Source organism: Pseudomonas sp. BE134, assembly GCF_031456105.1.
GTDB lineage: Bacteria > Pseudomonadota > Gammaproteobacteria > Pseudomonadales > Pseudomonadaceae > Aquipseudomonas.
Window position 1 is genome coordinate 142,471 of the sequence record NZ_JAVDUA010000004.1, and the last position, 14,739, is coordinate 157,209.

Consider the following 14,739-nt stretch of genomic DNA (forward strand, 5'->3'; position numbering starts at 1 on the left):
TTGCGGCGAAACTCCCCGTAAAGATCGAGGCACTCTTGCAATATCTGATTGCGCTGGGCTCGGGTGGCGCTCACTTCCGGCAGGCTGTGTTGGGTGAACAGGGCGCGATCGACTTTGGTTCGCAATGTGTGTGCGCGTGTTTGCAGGTAGAACCAGGAAACATCGCTGGTGCTGTCGTAGCGTTTGACGATTTCCAGTAGTTGACCGGTTTTCAAGTACAGCTGACTGGCCTCATTGAGCCTCGCGTTCAAGTCCGCGAAGGCGCGGCTCAAGTTTGTTTTTGTCGGTTTGTCGGTAATGCGCGGGTACCACAGGTTGAGGTCGCGCATGTGGGCATCGATGGCGTCGAAGTCGCGCATTATCTCCAAGCGCAGCTTCCTGATGTTCTCCAGAATACGCAGACGCTCGGCCAGTGCCTCGGCCGGCAGTGCGTCCAACTGGTCCAGCAGATCGTCTATCCTGTCCGTCAGGGTCAGTGCCCGTTGACCGGTCAGGGCCACCCGTTGTCTGGCCCGATCGGCCAGTAAAAAGGCGACATTGCTTTGTATTTCCTTGATCTCGCGCATGTTCTTGCCACGCGTCAAGGGGCGTAGCTCAGCCAAGGTCTGGTATTGCTTGCTGCCCAGTTCCATGTCCTTGATGCACGCGGCTTCGAATGCCTGTGCCAGCGCTGGGCGAAGGTTTTCGGGGCTGGCGTTGTACGTTTCCATCAGGGCGGTGGTACGCGTCATCTGGGCGTCGAAGAGCGTGGCTGTGGCATTGGCGGTTTCGCTTAGCGCTTGTTGGCGGCGCAAGGTCTGGTCGGTCCACCAGCGCGGCAGGCGTTCGCGAATGGCGGCCGGCCAGAGGGGGATCGAGGCCGTCCGCCAAGTGCCCGAGTACGCCACCGCCCCCCAGCCCGCCGCCCTCGAAGGTCACCCCGTAGACACCGAAGTAAGTGTCCCAGTTACCGGCCTCATCGAGGCCCACCGGTTGCTTGTAGGTTTTTTGTCGAGTGCCGCAAAGACGCCAGTTGCGTGAGTCGCTGTTGCGCTCAACCTGGTAGATACGCCCCTGGCGGACGATAAAGTCACCGTCGGCATGCCGGTAGACATTGCGGTAAATTCCATGGGTTGCCGGCTCCAGACCGGTCAGGGAGATCGGTTTTTCGTACTCGTACCCGGCGAACCGCTGGACAACATGCCGGGCCCGGCGCTTCGACGGCGCTTGCAGTGCCCCGGCTTTTTGACCCAAGGCGCGTAGCTGACGAATACGCGTCAGCGAGCGAGCGCCCTTGGCGGTCCTGGCCCCGACGGAACCCCCCGGAAGAAGGTCCATGGCGGCATCGACCAATGACATCAACACCGATTCAATTTCCGTCAGACCATCGCCTACCTCACCGCGCAACAAGGACGCGACGGCGCGGTTTGCGCTGTTCCAGGCATCGTAGAGGGCGATGCCCGCGCCGACAAAGGGCACCATGCCCAAAGCCATTTTTATGTAATTGAACGCCCTCGGCCCGTTGAGCGCGTAGCGTTCCAGGTACAAGGCATCGTTGGAACGCGAAGTGCCGCGATGCGCTTCGATCAGGCGCCCCATGTGCGCATTGAGTAGATGGGCCGACAACGACGTTGTTTTCGGCCAAGGCAGGCCGACCCCGATCATCGCGTCGAAATGCTTGAGCACGGCCTGGTTGATGCGGCTTGCATGGGCTCGCACGTCACCGATCAAGGCGCGTGCGGCCAGATAACTGACCATCTCGCTGCGCAGGCATAGATTGAACAACGCGCGGCGAGCAGTCTCGAGGTTGTCGTAGCGGCGCAGGAATTGGCCGTCAGGGCTGTCAGGCAGATACAGCAGGGTCATCCCGCTGACTTTTTCTTGAACGAAGGTCACCCCGGACAAAGTTGTGCCTCCTTCGTTGGGGGTGTCCTTGCCCCCGGCGCTCAGGTACGCCGGCAGGAGCACGATGCGCTTGTCCGCAACGTTCCAGGCTTGCGGGGTATCGGCCGCAATGGCGATGCTCAACACCTGCCATTCGTTTTGATTGATCTGCTTTTGCAGGCGCGCGCAGGTCCCCTGCAACTGGAGCATCAGGCGCCAGGGCTCGATCAGGCATTCACGCCGGTGTTCCTTGATGAACGTGGTTTCGCTGGCCGAGCCCATGAAGGCGTCGCGAATCAGGTTTTCGTAGGCTTGGGGCAGATCCAGTTCAGGCAGCACCTTGCGCAGCCAGGGCAGGGTGATGCCGCTGGCCAACGCCCGGCGTTCGGTTTCGTCCGCCGCCGTGATCTCAAGCCGCATAAAGCCCAGTCGCAGTGAAAGAGGCTCCAGCTGCATCGACGGCGTGTTGTCGATGTTGAGCTGGGCGAGTGCTTCGAGTGACATTTTGCTACGGGCTGCACTGGGCACCGCGACGAGTTTCTGCGGGGTGCCCGGGGCGGCGCCATCGGACAGTTGTTTTTGCAGCGTCACCGCGTCGGGCAGATCAAGCTGCACGGAAAAATGACCGTTGAGCGCGAAGTCTTTTCGCAGACGTGCCTGCACCTGCTGGCGGGTGAAATCATCACGCGGTGGCAGGGCGATTTCCAGCTGGGCGTGGCTGCGGCGCATGGCAAGCAGGTAAGCCTCCACCAAACCCTTGAGTTCAACACGCTCGGACGCCGACAAGGTGGCCAGCCAATCGGGCAGCAGAGAGAAGAGCTTCACGCTACGGCTTTGTTCCAGCAGGTGCGCAAAGGCCAGGCTTCTGGCGGCTGGCACTGGGACTTGCAGGGTTGCGAGCGTTTGTTTGCGCAGCGTTTCCAGTCCTTCAGCATGCTGGCGCCGGTGCGCTGCTTGTTCTTCGAAGTGGCTGGCTCGTTTATCCAGACTGTCATGCAGCGGGTCGGTGACGATTTTGTTCAACTGCAAGGCCAGAATCTGGTCTTGGTCCTGAATCTTGAACAGCTGTCGCTCCAGTTCTGTGCGGTTGGCAAACCGTTGCAAGCCACCGCCTACACCTGGCCAGTACAGCAAAAAGCTGTGCGGCGTTGGCGCATCGAGCGGCGCTCGGGTGATGACGAAGGGGCCGATGAGTGCCTGGGTGGTGACGCTGCTGTTGTGCCCGGTCATCGACAGCGTCAGGCTGGCTGCGGTGATGGAGGCGTCGCGATTGGCGGCGAGCGGCGTATCCAGCACAGCCTTGAGCAGGCTGAACTCATCACTGTCGAGCTGCTTGAGCGCCAACTGAAGCTGGGCCTCGGCGCGCAGGCCATCCTTGTGCGCCTGATAGAGCGCACTGAACTCACGATTGATGGTTGCAAAGTCGAAGGCGCGCGACCGGTAGAGCAGGGCGGAGGCCGCCGTGTCGGCGGCTTGCTCCGCTGTCTCCAGCGTCTTCAATGCCTCTTTGAATGACGGGTGGCGGTCGCTGTCGAGTTCATCGCCCAACAGCGCTTCGAGCGCATCGCGCTGTCGGTTCAGTGAGGCCTGACGCTGGGGCCATGGAATGTCGGCGAACAAGCTGTCGAACAGAGGCTGTTCATCTTCTATCGAGTTGTTCGGCAGGGGGATTTCAAGGTCTGGAGGCACGGCGAAAACGATGGCGTTCGCGTATTGCGGGCGTAAAAGCAACTCTGTGATCCCGACCGTGAGCGGCTCGGTTTTCGCGGTGTATTCAAAGCGCACGTCATCGTCGGGCAGGCCCTGCGGGACGAGGGATTGCCCGGACAACCAGTCTTCCATATCACTGCGCTGATTGAAGCGCTGAATGGGAACCGGCCGGCCCGGCAGGTACAGCCACTGCGCGGCGGGTTGCCGATCGCCCACGTGGATGACCCAGGCGGCGGGGAGTTTCAGGGTGCCGCTGTCGCTCAACACCAGGGTCAACTGCTCGGTGTGGATGGGCTGATCGTTAAGGCACAGACCCGAGGCGGGTGGCTCCAGGATTATCAGCAGGGGCTGCAACTGTTCTGCCGTCAGGGTTCTGCGAGCGAATGCCACCTGAGCACAGGCCTCGAAATGACTGCGGTACAACTGACCCGCTCGCTCGCGCCGCGACACCGGCGTACCGGGTGCCCGGGCGTCCCAATAGGCGTTCCAGCGTTCGTTGAGCGTCGGTTCCGGGCGTTGACCTCTCAACGGTGCGGCGCCGAACAACGCCTGCAAACCCTGGCTGCACTCGCGCCAACGCGCTGAAGCGCTCAGCAACAAGCTTTCATCAAGGTTGTTTTTCAGGAGCAGCGTGGAAACCGGCAGGGTGCTGAACACACTTTCATTCATGGCAACGTGGCTCTGTGCAGAGGAGCGGCGTATCCGCTCTTGAAGAACGCCATTAAAAGAAACCTGCCATGGCCCGTGGCACTACATAGTTATCGCATCGACCATTGGGCGATATTCATCAAACTGTCACGCAACTGTGGCAGCGCGCTTGATCAAACTTCATCAGACTCGCGCTCTACTGGGGTTCTGCGTTTCGGTGTTTTTCATGCGTGCACGATTTTTATCAACAGCGGCCTTTTTGGCCGCGTTGTTGTTTGGCCTGCCGTCCTTTGCGGCGTCTCGTTGTGATGTCAACGTACCGACCCAACACGCTGATCTGGCGCAGGTGAGCCTGGCGTACCAGAGCATTGGCCGTGCGTCGGACCCTGCGTTGTTGCTGGTGATGGGCCTGGGCGGGCAATTGATTCACTGGCCGGACGAGGTGGTGGTGGCGCTGTGTCAGCAAGGCTTTCGGGTGATTCGTTACGACAACCGTGATGTGGGTCTGTCCACATGGCGCCAGACCCCGGGCGAAGCCAACCTGACCTTTGAAGCCTTGCGCTACAAACTCGGCTTGCCGGTGTCGGCGCCGTACACCCTGACCGACATGGCGGACGATGCCTTTGGCCTGATGGACGCGTTGCACGTCGAGCAGTTCCACGTATTGGGTGCGAGCATGGGGGGGATGATTGCCCAGCACATGGCGGCCATGGCGCCGCAGCGAGTGGAAAGTCTGACATTGCTCATGACCAGTTCCGGCGCCGAAGGCTTGCCGGCGCCGAGCGCGGCGCTGGTGCAATTGTTGTCCCGTCGTGGCGCACCGAACCGCGAAGTGGCGCTGGAACAACAGGCGGATTTGCTCGCGGCGCTGGGCAGTCCGTCGGTGACGGATGACCGGCATGAACTGCTGCAGCAAGCGGCGCAGTCCTACGACCGGGCGTTCAACCCCGAGGGCGTGAAGCGCCAGATTATGGCCATCCTCGCCGAGCGCAGTCGCGTGGACCTGCTCAACCAGTTACGCGTGCCGACGCTGGTGGTGCACGGCACGGCCGATCCGCTGTTGCCGGTGATGCATGGCGTGCATTTGGCGGCGCATATTCGTGGCAGTCAGTTGAAGCTGATCCCGGGGTTGGCGCATCGGTTCCAGGAGGCATTCAAGGAACCGTTACTGGCGGCGGTGTTGCCGTATTTGCAGGCCCATCTCGAAGACACCTCGCATTGGGCGCAGATCGATCCAGTCACGTATCCGAATCTCCAGTAACCCCCAATTAAAACTGTGGGAGCGAGCCTGCTCGCGATGGCGTCGTACCCGTCAGCATTGATGTTGCAGACAGACCGCTATCGCGAGCAGGCTCGCTCCCACAAGGATTTATGTCGGGACGACGTTATCCAGCATCCGGTTCACCGCCAGCTCACCGAGCATCACCGAGTGTTGAATGCCCAGCAGGGTGTGGCGTTGTGTGCCGTTCAGTTGCCCCGCGAAATCATTCAACATCACACTCGCTGACGCCAACGTCTCACAGGCATTGACCAGCAGGGTTTCGTTATCGGTGTCGGGGGCGACGAAAAAGATGGTGCTGGGTTTGCGTGGGGTGTCTTTGGGGATGACCGGTTTGAGGTAGTAATCGAGGGCGCGGTCGGCGGCTCCGTTGAGCTTTTTGGACTCTGGGGTTTCGTAGGGGGAAACGTCGTCGGTTTCCGGTGGATTTGGCGTTACTTTGAACATTGGGTGTATTTCCTAATAGTAGAGCTGCAACCTGTCTCGCTACTAAACGGAAGGGTGGCAGCTGTGCGCAAGTTAGTAGACCGGTAAACTCACCCAAAACCCGGCGCGCCCGAGGGCGCCATGCGCACAGCTACCATCAAGCGCAGGTCGAAACCTGACTGAATGATACTTGTGCAACCGTGAATGTATTAGCCGGGCTACTAAACCCGATCACTGGGAATCAGTGACAGGAACCAAGTTACCGACGGGCCTCCAGGCGCACAAGCCGGCGGATTCTGACGTGGTTGTAGGCGACGGCGCAAGGCGCTGTAGCTTTCAGGAAGTAACCTTAAACAGAACTAAACACACCCCCCAAAACACCGCAGTTCCCCTGTGGGAGCGAGCCTGCTCGCGAAGGCGGTGTATCAGCCAATGCAGTATTAACTGACACGGCGCCTTCGCGAGCAGGCTCGCTCCCACAGGGGATCATGCAACGGCTGCCACCTCGGTCCCTTCAGGTGTATCGTTCGATCTTTGCGGCGCGATCCAAGCCTGCGAGGTGTGTGATGAGTACCCCTTTGAAAATCGATTTCGTCAGCGACGTGTCCTGCCCCTGGTGCGTTGTCGGCCTCTACGGCCTGACCCGGGCACTGGAAATTCTGCGTGATGAGGTCCAGGCCGAGATCCGTTTTCAGCCGTTCGAACTGAACCCGAAGATGGGCCCCGAAGGGCAGAACATCACTGAGCACGTCACTGAAAAATACGGCTCGACCCCGGAACAGTCACAGAAGAACCGCGAGATGATCCGCGCCCGTGGCGCCGCTGTCGGGTTTGCGTTTCGCACCGACGGCAACAGCCGCATCTACAACACTTTTGACGCCCATCGTTTGTTGTACTGGGCGGGGCTGGAAGGGTTGCAGTTCAATCTGAAGGAAGCGCTGTTCAAGGCGTATTTCACCGACGGCGGCAACCCGTCCGATCACGGGCAGTTGGCGCAGATTGCTGAAAGCGTCGGGCTCAATCGGCAGCGCGCCGAGGCGATTCTGGCGTCGGATGAATACGCCAAAGAGGTGGTTGAGGAAGAGCAATTGTGGCTGACCCGTGGCGTCAGTTCGGTGCCGACGGTGGTGTTCAACGGGCAGTACGCCGTCACTGGCGGGCAGCCGGTGGAGACGTTTGTCGGCGCGATCCGGCAGATCATGAGTGAAGCGAAGGGCGGTACTGTCAGCTGATTGTGCAGGGCGTTTTTTTGTGGCGAGGGCGCTTGCTCCATCGCCACACGGGAGGCGCCGTCCGCCCCGTGTTACCGGGGCTTCTCGGGCAAAGTTCTGTTGTGTCTGTTCAAACAATCGAATCGATGTCGAACGTATGCGGTGCCCCTACGACATGCCCGTAGATCGACGCCAATAACGCGTCTTCGTTTGCGCTCTTCGGCGCCATGGCCCACTGCTCTTCGACTTGGTTTTCTGCATGGGCAAGCCAGCGTTGCAGGTTTTCTGCCAGCCGCTCGGGCTGAGTCGAAAGCGATCCGTAGACTTTTTTTTCACTGACGCGCTCGTGCCGCAAGGTTTTCAGTCGATTGAGCGTCACGTGTATTTTGTCGACCTCAAGAGCGAAGGCGTTGATTTCCGCTTCGTGAGTTTGTTGATGCTTCATGTGGGTAATTGCATTGATTTGACCACTTGTTTGCATTCGACTTGACCAGTCAATTGCATTCGACTTGACCAGTCAATTGCATTCGACTTGACCACCCGTTTGCAATCGACTTGACCAGCGATGGATAACGTATTTCTTCGACCAAAAAAGCTTGGCACACGCTTGCCTTGGAGCTAGACAGGGCTGAAATGATGCCAAAGCCCACCGCCTTTGATGGTTGTGTCGCATTCACGGTGCAAATTTTTGCACTTGTTTGATCAGTGGGGGGCCGAATCGATTTTCGCTGCTGCGAGCGGGTCTACGCCACGATGGACCTGTCCAATTTGTCGAAGCATGAACAGTAGGTCGGCTCACTCAAAGACTGCTTCGGACAGTCCTGGTGATACTTGATGGAGTGAGGTTCTGTCATCGAGATGCTGCTGAGCTTATCCATAATTTCTGATACAAAAATCAGCAATCCCCTGGGGGTAATTTGCAAACAGCGCCAACACTCTACTCCATGCTCATACCCATCTCTGGGCTCAAGGTTCCTAACCAAGCGACTAGGCAAAGTATGATTATTGCTAGCGTGAGCTCTACAGCCATACTGCGTCGCAAAGCATTAACAGCTCCAGTGTATTGACCGCCCTGGATCGATCGTTCTAAAAGTGGGCTCAAGTGAAAGCGGTTCAACGTAGCTAATGCCATCATTACTGCAAACAGTGAAACCTTTAAACTAAGTAATACACCATAAGTACTGAGCGTTATCCCATCAATTGTTGGACCTACAATGAAAAGATAATTCACAACGCCCGAAACACTTAGACTCACCACGATCACTGCACCAGCCAATTCAAACTCAGTAAGAGCTCGGGAGAGAATTCGTAACTCTTGTTCACCATTTAGAATTTTAGTATGCAGCAGTAAAGCGAATGCGGCCAGTGCTCCCATCCAGCCGCCGGCTGCCAAAAGGTGAAAGATATCGCTAATGAAATGCATATAACGAAGATTGCCTTCGTCCATCGCGCCATGGCCTGTCCATGCCAAGGTAGCGAGCGCAATGGCACCAGCCAGAGTAACGACCCAAAGGCTGGAGGTTGGGAAGCGTTTGTTGAGATTGACAGCTATACCTGCCAAAACAAGCGCTGCAATTCGGACCATCCAGGTGAGCCCGACATCGGTACCAGTAAGCACCATTTCGAAGATATGTTGGCGAAGCTCCGTAAACTCTGAAACGCCGCTCATTGCTTTCGCAAGCAACAACATAGCGGCAAAAGACAGAAGTAAACCACCAACAACGGTGCTGAAAAGGAGCGACTCAAAATTCAAGACTGCGCCGGATACCCGCTCCTTTCCCCTGAGGCTGTACAAACCAAAAATAGCCAATCCAAAAAGCAGCATCAGGTCCAGATAAAGAGCTAAGCGAATCAGGATATTGATTGAGTCGCTCATGAATCATTTCACTTTGAAAGAAAAGTTACCGGTGATCGGATGAGTGTCCGAAGAGACTGCACGCCATTCAACTTTATAAGTACCAGTGGTCAATGGAGCCGCCGGTGTGATGACCATCATTTTCGGATCATCACCGCCCGAGACCCCAGCCTTGACGCCCATGGGGGAATTCGGCATGCCGGGCATGTCGGTCATGATCAGTTTTGCACCTGAGAACTGAGTCGTCAGGTTCTCCGAGAAGTGCAGCTCGATCTTGGCAGGTGCGACGGAGGTCGAACCTTCCGAAGGAGTGGAAGAAAGCAGTTTCGGATGCGCTTGAGCAACCCCGCTCAGAAGTAAGCCGGCGGTAAGCGCAACAGCTACGGTGGTAGCTTTAAAGAAGGACATGCAAGACTCCTCACAGCTTGAGCTGTTGATTCGAGGTTTGGTTGGGGAGATCTGTTTTTACTTCTCGACTCTTATAAAAACCAGAGACGGAAATCGAGCGTATGTCGCGTCCTGGTAAGCACTGCACTCAGGGAACAGGTCAAGACTCCCACGCCACAGTGCTGGTACACGATGCCACATGAGAACAGACCGTTCGATTACAATTCAGTAAGCTTGGGATGTGCCACACTTCGCAGGCTAAACGCTGCCCTGGGTTTAAGCGCCTTTCAGGCCGACGCCAGGGAGCTCCATATGGAAGGCTGTTTTTCCATTGGATGAGGTGCACCAGATCTTGCCCTCATGAGCTTCTATGATCGACCGCGTAATTGACAGTCCCAGTCCGGCATTGCTGGGGCTTCCTTCGCGTCGTGCCGGATCTACTCGGAAGAATCGATCAAAGAGCTTTTCTAAGTGCTCGGGGGGGATGACAATCCCTGGGTTTTCCACCGTCACTACTGTGGACGTACTTCTCTCTTTGATATCGACACTGATGGTCCTTCCCTCTGGGGTGTACCTCAAAGCATTCGAAAGCAAATTCGAAATGGCTCTGTGAATCATCAATACATCGCCCCGTACACTTCCTGCTCCTGAAACAGCCAGGTTGATGTCGCGTTCATCAGCCAATAGGCGGTAATACTCAAGCAGTTTCTCCACGACCTCCAGCAGGTCGATCTGTTTGTTTTCAGGCTTGATTAACCCGTTGTCGGACTTGGCAAGGAAAAGCATGTCGTCGATCATTCGCGACATTCGCTTCAAGTCATCGAGATTCGAATACAGATTGTCTTCGTAGTCCTCAATATTCCGTTTTCTAGAGAGCACCACCTCTGTATGAGTCATCAAATTGCTGACTGGGGTACGCAGTTCGTGAGCAATGTCTGCTGAGAAATTTGATAACCGCACAAACGCATCATCTAGTCGGGACAGCATCGCATTGAACGACGATACCATCTGTTGCAGCTCTTTTGGGACCGGCCCCAGGGGGATACGATCCTTGAGTGATTTGGCTGACATCGACGCCGCGACCATGGTCACTTGATGGATTGGACGCATACCACTGCGTGCAACCATCCAGCCTAAAGCGGCACTGACAAGCGCACTGATCGCCAGCCCGATCCAAAACCATCGCTGGAGGGTCTCGAAGAAGGCCATATGATGAGTAACATCAAGGATCAAGATTACGGTCAACGGCTTGTCATGACCATTGACCATCGCTTGTGCTGTCAAACCACGGAACATGTGCTTTTGGTCTTGCCATTCCCATACAGTGTTGGTTGTCACCGAGAGGAACTCTTTCGGAACCTTCATGGGCTGGGGATCAGCGAAAAGTAGTTTATCGTCGACATCCAGAATTAGGGCCGTCAGGTCACGGTGAGCCCCAAGCAACGCTTGTAACTCGGGCTTTAACTCGTTGAATTGATCGATATTTTTCAGCTCTCCCAAAATTCTTTGAGTTGAGTGAAGCTTTTCGTTCAGGGCCTGCTGATCCAGCATTTTGAAGTGGTGCCGGCTCAGGTTGTTGAAACCGAGGCCGGCGATGGTGAGCACAGCCGTTACTGCAAGCATGAACATCAGGCTCATGCGCGTAGTCAGGGATAGACGGTTCATTCCGATTCCGAATCTGGTGCATCGAGCATATAACCCATACCTCGCGAGGTCTGGATCAGCTTGACCTCAAAGCCATCATCAATCTTCGCCCTGAGCCTGCGCACCGCTACCTCAATTACATTGGTGTCGCTGTCGAAGTTCATGTCCCAGACTTGCGAGGCGATGAGCGACTTTGGTAGCACTTCGCCTCGGCGACGGAGCAGTAGTTCCAGGAGTGCAAACTCTTTGGCCGTAAGATCTATGCGTTTGCCTGCCCGAATGGCCCTGCGTTTGAGCAGGTCAACGTCAAGATCGGCAATTTTCATATGAGTTTGCGAGGGCATGCCGTGACCACGGCGGAGCAGTGTCCTGACTCGAGCTAGCAATTCAGAGAATGCGAAGGGTTTGATGAGGTAATCATCAGCTCCGAGCTCAAGACCGTGGACTCGATCTTCAACACGATCTCGTGCCGTCAGAAAGAGTACCGGAACGTCCTTTCCTGACAGGCGTACCCTCCGAAGGACTTCCCATCCATCCATCCCTGGCATCATGACGTCCAGAATCAGCAGGTCATATGCTTCGCTTAAAGCATGTTGAAGAGCCTCAGTGCCGCTGGTGTAACGATCGACATTGAACCCAGCCTCGGTAAGACCCTGCTGCAAATAGATACCTATTTTCGGTTCGTCTTCGGCAATCAGAAGTCTCATAGAGGTGGCTCTCAAAATTGTCATTGGCTGAGTTTGCATCGAATTCGTCGAGCCAACCAGAAACTGACAGAAAAGTAATCTTGGCCTCAGGTGGACGAAGATGGTCAGGATGGAGCACAACGATCCAACATCCTCTGAATAAGCCTGACGCAAACAAAGACCCTACCTGGACCGTCTCCCATAGCACAGACCTGGAGTTTTCCAGCAATGTACCAGGCCACTATCAATCAGGAATGGTTGGCCAGTTTGAAGTGAAGTAAAGCTTGGATTGATTGATCGAGATCATAGCCTCAAGGCGAGCGTGGACTACTCTCAGACGCAGATGCCACTGCAACTCTGGGCAGGACAATAGGAGCAAAGTCATGGCTAACCATCGGCATTCGGTTGAAAACGCTGCTTCACCTTTCTGGAGGAGCAAAACAGGTGTAGTGCTGATCATGCTGGTTGCAATCGGGGGTTTTTACGTGGTCCGGGAACACTTCGGCCATGTTTCACCTTATCTCCCCTATTTGATTCTGTTGATCTGTCCGTTGATGCACTTTTTCGGGCACGGGCACGGGCACGGCGGTCATGGACGACACGGAAGTTCGGAAGCCAACAAGGACGAAAACGGAAACTAACCATGTCTGACGCCACGGATCACCGCGACCAAAATCACGCCCATTCGGTAAAGTCCTCCGATGATGGAGGTCTACATGATCCAGTGTGCGGTATGGCTATTACTCGGCCGAGCCCGTTCAGTGAGCTTTATGAGGGACAGGCATATCAGTTTTGCAGCTTGAAATGCCAAGAGAAATTTCGAGCAGAACCTCAACATTACGCTGCTGATCAGTCTGATAGCCATCCCTCTAGTCACATCGAGCCCTCGGCTGAGCCACAGTTGGGTACTGAATTCACTTGCCCCATGCACCCTGAGATACGACAGCCAGGCCCTGGCACTTGCCCGATTTGTGGAATGGCATTGGAACCGGTCATGCCAGGGTTGGAAGAGGAGGAAAACCCCGAACTCAAGGATTTTGCCCGTCGTTTTTGGTGGTCATTGCCATTAACTGTGATAGTGACTCTGCTCGCGATGGCGGGACATTCATTACAACTCTTCCACGGAACCCAACAGAACTGGGTGGAGCTGCTTCTTGCAACCCCGGTGACTCTCTGGGCTGGTTGGCCCTTTTTTGTGAGGGGTGTAGCCTCTATTCGGCTTCGCAGTCCAAATATGTGGACCTTGATTGGCCTGGGTACAGCGGCTGCTTATCTTTACAGTATTGTAGCCACGCTCTTCCCCCAGAGTTTTCCCGCCAGCTTCACGCAAGATGGACGCATCGGGGTCTACTTCGAAGCCGCAGCAGTAATCATCTCATTAACATTACTTGGGCAGATTCTTGAGCTCAAAGCCCGATCGCAAACCTCCGCTGCCATTAAATCTCTTCTGGGGCTCTCACCCAAAACGGCACGCAAAATCAACGCCGATGGCCAAGAGGAAGATATCCCGGTGACCCATGTCCACAAGGGTGACCACCTCCGGGTAAGGCCAGGTGAAAAGGTGCCTGTTGATGGTTTAGTACTGGAAGGCGAAAGCGCAGTCGACGAGGCGATGCTGACCGGCGAGCCAGTACCAGTAATGAAGAGAGCTGGAGATAGCCTGATCGGCGCCACGCTCAATACACATGGCAGTCTGGTGATGGAGGCGCAGAAAGTTGGCGCCGAGACGGTGCTATCGCAAATCGTGCTGATGGTAGCTCGTGCTCAACGCTCCAAAGCCCCCATGCAACGCATGGCCGATGTCATCGCCGGCTACTTTGTAATGGGTGTCATCACAATTGCGGTACTGACTTTTCTGGGGTGGGGTTTTTTTGGTCCTCAACCCAGTTGGGTTTTCGGTCTGATCAATGCAGTGGCCGTGCTGATCATCGCCTGCCCCTGTGCATTAGGGCTCGCGACCCCCATGTCGATCATGGTTTCCTCGGGTAAGGCAGCCAGCATGGGGGTACTGTTCAGGGATGCCAGTGCCATCGAGAACCTTTGCAAGATCGATACGCTGATCGTCGATAAGACCGGCACCCTGACAGAGGGGCGTCCGGTATTCCACAGTGTAGAGGCCACAACGCCTTTCGACCCCAATGATGTCCTTCAATTGGCTGCCAGCCTCGATCAAGGCAGTGAGCATCCTCTGGCTCACGCAATTGTTGATCACGCCCGAGCTGAAAACCTTGTATTGAGCAAGCCTGAATCGTTCGAGTCTGGATCTGGAATCGGAGTCAGCGGCATGGTTAGCGGCAAGAAAATCCAAATGGGTAATACCGCCTTGATGGAGGAGGCAGGCGTGAGTATCAGCCCTCTCCAACATCGTGCGGAGCTGTTACGACTTGAAGGTATCAGCATCATCTATGTGGCTGTCGACGGAGTGCTGGCTGGATTGCTCGCGGTGTCAGATCCGATTAAGCCAACCTCCAAAGAGGCCGTCACTAAGCTCAAGGCTGACAATGTAAAAATCATCATGGCCACTGGCGACGGACTCACCACGGCACGAGCTGTAGCCAAGGAAATGGGGATCGAAGAAGTCCACGGCGAAGTGAAACCTCAGGACAAGGAGCGTCTGGTCGCGGACCTTCAGCAACACGGTCGTCGGGTTGCCATGGCTGGCGACGGTATCAATGATGCGCCTGCCTTGGCCCGAGCAGATGTGGGCATCGCCATGGGGACAGGGACAGACGTCGCGATGAACAGTGCACAATTGACCTTGGTTAAAGGCGACTTAATGGGAATTCTTCGAGCGCGTGCTCTTTCTGTCGCAACAGTAAAAAACATGCGGCAGAACCTTGGTTTCGCCTTCCTCTACAACGCGATGGGGATACCACTCGCTGCGGGCCTATTGTATCCACTGACCGGACACCTGTTATCACCAATGGTCGCGGCCCTCGCGATGAGCGTCAGCTCCGCATCCGTCGTTTTCAACGCATTGCGGTTGAGAAACGTCCGTATAGATTGAGGCCCAGGCATCCATTCAAACTA

Annotated in this window: 11 protein-coding genes and 1 pseudogene; 5 read left to right on the forward strand and 7 right to left on the reverse strand. The window is 56.0% G+C overall.

Going from position 1 to position 14,739, the window contains the following annotated elements; all coding sequences use genetic code 11:
- Positions 1–594: 594 nt before the first annotated feature.
- Complete coding sequence (locus J2Y56_RS05480) at positions 595–4,242, reverse strand: dermonecrotic toxin domain-containing protein (protein WP_310349106.1); 3,648 nt, start codon at positions 4,240–4,242, stop codon at positions 595–597.
- Between the two features lie 205 nt (positions 4,243–4,447).
- Between J2Y56_RS05480 and J2Y56_RS05485 the strand changes: the two genes are divergently transcribed.
- Positions 4,448–5,482 carry an alpha/beta hydrolase gene (locus tag J2Y56_RS05485; RefSeq protein WP_310349107.1) on the forward strand — a complete coding sequence of 345 codons (1,035 nt, stop codon included), beginning with the start codon at positions 4,448–4,450 and terminating at the stop codon, positions 5,480–5,482.
- Between the two features lie 108 nt (positions 5,483–5,590).
- On the opposite strand, the gene J2Y56_RS05490 is transcribed toward J2Y56_RS05485, so the two are convergent.
- Positions 5,591–5,947, reverse strand: a complete 357-nt coding sequence (locus J2Y56_RS05490) for a DUF6124 family protein (protein ID WP_310349110.1) — start codon at positions 5,945–5,947, stop codon at positions 5,591–5,593.
- A gap of 545 nt (positions 5,948–6,492) precedes the next feature.
- Here J2Y56_RS05490 and J2Y56_RS05495 point away from each other — a divergent pair.
- Positions 6,493–7,158 carry a DsbA family oxidoreductase gene (locus J2Y56_RS05495; RefSeq protein ID WP_310349113.1) on the forward strand — a complete coding sequence of 222 codons (666 nt, stop codon included), beginning with the start codon at positions 6,493–6,495 and terminating at the stop codon, positions 7,156–7,158.
- A 109-nt stretch (positions 7,159–7,267) separates the two neighbouring features.
- Here the strand turns inward: J2Y56_RS05495 and J2Y56_RS05500 are convergent, their stop codons facing one another.
- The 5 genes from J2Y56_RS05500 to J2Y56_RS05520 all read right to left on the reverse strand — a co-directional run bounded on the left by J2Y56_RS05500 (position 7,268) and on the right by J2Y56_RS05520 (position 11,730).
- The gene (locus tag J2Y56_RS05500; RefSeq protein WP_310349115.1) at positions 7,268–7,582 is read right to left on the reverse strand and encodes a hypothetical protein; all 315 of its coding nucleotides are present in this window, start codon (positions 7,580–7,582) and stop codon (positions 7,268–7,270) included.
- Between the two features lie 492 nt (positions 7,583–8,074).
- Entirely contained in the window at positions 8,075–9,013 is a 939-nt protein-coding gene (gene copD, locus J2Y56_RS05505) for a copper homeostasis membrane protein CopD (RefSeq protein ID WP_060543723.1), read from the reverse strand.
- Between the two features lie 3 nt (positions 9,014–9,016).
- Complete coding sequence (gene copC, locus J2Y56_RS05510; RefSeq protein ID WP_060543722.1) at positions 9,017–9,400, reverse strand: copper homeostasis periplasmic binding protein CopC; 384 nt, start codon at positions 9,398–9,400, stop codon at positions 9,017–9,019.
- A gap of 255 nt (positions 9,401–9,655) precedes the next feature.
- On the reverse strand, positions 9,656–11,044 hold the full coding sequence (locus J2Y56_RS05515; protein WP_060543721.1) for a heavy metal sensor histidine kinase: 1,389 nt from the start codon (positions 11,042–11,044) through the stop codon (positions 9,656–9,658).
- Positions 11,041–11,730: a heavy metal response regulator transcription factor gene (locus J2Y56_RS05520; protein ID WP_060543720.1), complete on the reverse strand. Its 690-nt coding sequence runs from the start codon at positions 11,728–11,730 to the stop codon at positions 11,041–11,043. Before J2Y56_RS05520 ends, J2Y56_RS05515 begins: the two co-directional genes overlap by 4 nt.
- Before the next feature lie 97 nt (positions 11,731–11,827).
- Between J2Y56_RS05520 and J2Y56_RS28425 the strand changes: the two are divergent.
- From J2Y56_RS28425 to J2Y56_RS05530, 3 genes and pseudogenes are all read left to right on the forward strand, one after another.
- A pseudogene (locus J2Y56_RS28425) lies at positions 11,828–11,990 on the forward strand (plastocyanin); the annotation flags it as partial.
- 102 nt (positions 11,991–12,092) lie between these two features.
- The gene (locus tag J2Y56_RS05525; RefSeq protein WP_060543719.1) at positions 12,093–12,350 is read left to right on the forward strand and encodes a DUF2933 domain-containing protein; all 258 of its coding nucleotides are present in this window, start codon (positions 12,093–12,095) and stop codon (positions 12,348–12,350) included.
- A 2-nt stretch (positions 12,351–12,352) separates the two neighbouring features.
- Positions 12,353–14,716, forward strand: coding sequence for a heavy metal translocating P-type ATPase (locus tag J2Y56_RS05530; RefSeq protein ID WP_082457625.1), 2,364 nt, complete (start codon positions 12,353–12,355; stop codon positions 14,714–14,716).
- Positions 14,717–14,739 lie beyond the last annotated feature (23 nt).